The sequence below is a fragment of the Pseudomonas sp. NPDC089534 genome (assembly GCF_044749305.1).
GTDB lineage: Bacteria > Pseudomonadota > Gammaproteobacteria > Pseudomonadales > Pseudomonadaceae > Aquipseudomonas > Aquipseudomonas ekonensis.
In genome coordinates, this window is sequence record NZ_JBIVHR010000004.1 from 117,032 (window position 1) to 118,703 (window position 1,672).

2 protein-coding genes are annotated in these 1,672 nt (G+C 62.9%); both read right to left on the minus strand.

Annotation, left to right across the window (positions count from 1 at the left end; genetic code table 11):
* Positions 1–59: 59 nt before the first annotated feature.
* Positions 60–410: a glutaredoxin family protein gene (locus ACIP0B_RS02445; RefSeq protein ID WP_085578826.1), complete on the minus strand. Its 351-nt coding sequence runs from the start codon at positions 408–410 to the stop codon at positions 60–62.
* The gene (gene yejK, locus ACIP0B_RS02450) at positions 410–1,414 is read right to left on the minus strand and encodes a nucleoid-associated protein YejK (RefSeq protein ID WP_085578829.1); all 1,005 of its coding nucleotides are present in this window, start codon (positions 1,412–1,414) and stop codon (positions 410–412) included. The genes ACIP0B_RS02445 and yejK overlap by 1 nt, the downstream gene beginning before the upstream one ends.
* Positions 1,415–1,672 lie beyond the last annotated feature (258 nt).

Genomic DNA, 1,672 nt, shown 5'->3' on the forward strand with positions numbered 1-1,672 from the left:
GAGCCACAAGGGCAGAGCCACAAGGGCAGAGCCACAAGGGCAGAGCCACAAGGGCAGCGCTACTTCAGGGCGGCGAGGATTTCGTCCGGGTCGAAGCCGCGGATCAGCGTGCCGTTGACGTCGATCAGCGGAATCCCGCGCCCGCCCAGGGCTTCATAGGCCTTGCGCGCTTCGGCGTCCTTCTCGATGTCGAATTCCGTGAACGCAATGCCCTTGCCGTCGAGAAAGCGCTTGGTCTGCTTGCAGTAGCCGCACCAGTCGGTGGAATAGAGCACGACCCGGGCGTTGGCGCGGACCTGCTCCGGGAGCATCTGCGACGGGTTGAACACCCGCTCGATCTTGCCCCAGTTCTGATAGGCCACGACCACCAGCAGCACCAGCAGTACCTTCTTCAGCACATTGCCGAGCATCAGTTGCGCCGCTTCAGCTGATCGGTGAGCGAGGTCGGCAGGCCCTTGATCACCAGGGTGCCCGCTTCTTCGTCGTACTCGATCTTGGAGCCCAGCAGGTGCGCCTCGAAGCTGATCGACAGGCCTTCGGCGCGGCCGGTGAAGCGGCGGAACTGGTTGAGGGTGCGCTTGTCCGCCGGGATCTCCGGCGACAGGCCGTAGTCCTTGTTGCGGATATGGTCGTAGAACGCCTTCGGACGGTCTTCGTCGATCAGTTCCGAAAGCTCCTCAAGGCCCACCGGCTCGCCGAGCTTGGCCTGGCTGCTGGCGTAGTCCACCAGGGCCTTGGTCTTCTCGCGGGCGGAGTCTTCGGGCAGGTCTTCGCTCTCGACGAAGTCGCTGAAGGCCTTGAGCAGGGTGCGGGTCTCGCCCGGGCCGTCGACGCCTTCCTGGCAGCCGATGAAGTCGCGGAAGTACTCCGACACCTTCTTGCCGTTCTTGCCCTTGATGAACGAGATGTACTGCTTGGACTGCTTGTTGTTCTGCCACTCGGAGACGTTGATCCGCGCCGCCAGGTGCAGTTGGCCCAGGTCGAGGTGGCGCGAGGGGGTCACGTCCAGCTCGTCGGTCACCGCCACGCCTTCGCTGTGGTGCAGCAGGGCGATGGCCAGGTAGTCGGTCATGCCTTGCTGGTAGTGGGCGAACAGCACATGGCCGCCCACCGACAGGTTGGACTCCTCCATCAGCTTCTGCAGGTGCTCCACCGCCACCCGGCTGAACGCGGTGAAGTCCTGGCCGCCGTCGAGGTACTCCTTCAGCCAGCCGCTGAACGGAAACGCGCCGGACTCCGGATGGAACAGACCCCAGGCCTTGCCTTGCTTGGCGTTGTAGCTTTCGTTGAGGTCGGCGAGCATGTTCTCGATGGCCGCGGACTCCGCCAGTTCGGAGTCGCGGGCATGCAGGACCGCGGGTGTGCCGTCGGGTTTTTTGTCGATCAGGTGGACGATGCAATGACGGATCGGCATGGGCTTCTCGGCTGTTGGAGGGGAGGCGGGCGGGCTCCCCCGAAAAAGCGCCCAGTGTACCCCAACCGCCGCTTTTGGCGCGGGGTGCAGGGCAAATCCGGGTCAGTGGGGGTCGCTTATGCATTTTTTTACCGATTTAGCGCAATAAACCTGACCATTTGGCTAGCTAGAGGCGGATATTTCCTTGTCTCTGTGCTAGTTTTGCCCGGTCTTTCGCGAAGTCACCGCGACAAGCATGCATTCAGCTTTTGTCAGGTC

Coding starts and splice junctions, on each gene's coding strand:
- yejK (WP_085578829.1), bottom strand. CDS start 1,414: ATGCCGATCCGTCATTGCATCGTCCACCTGATCGACAAAAAACCCGAC.
- ACIP0B_RS02445 (WP_085578826.1), bottom strand. CDS start 410: ATGCTCGGCAATGTGCTGAAGAAGGTACTGCTGGTGCTGCTGGTGGTC.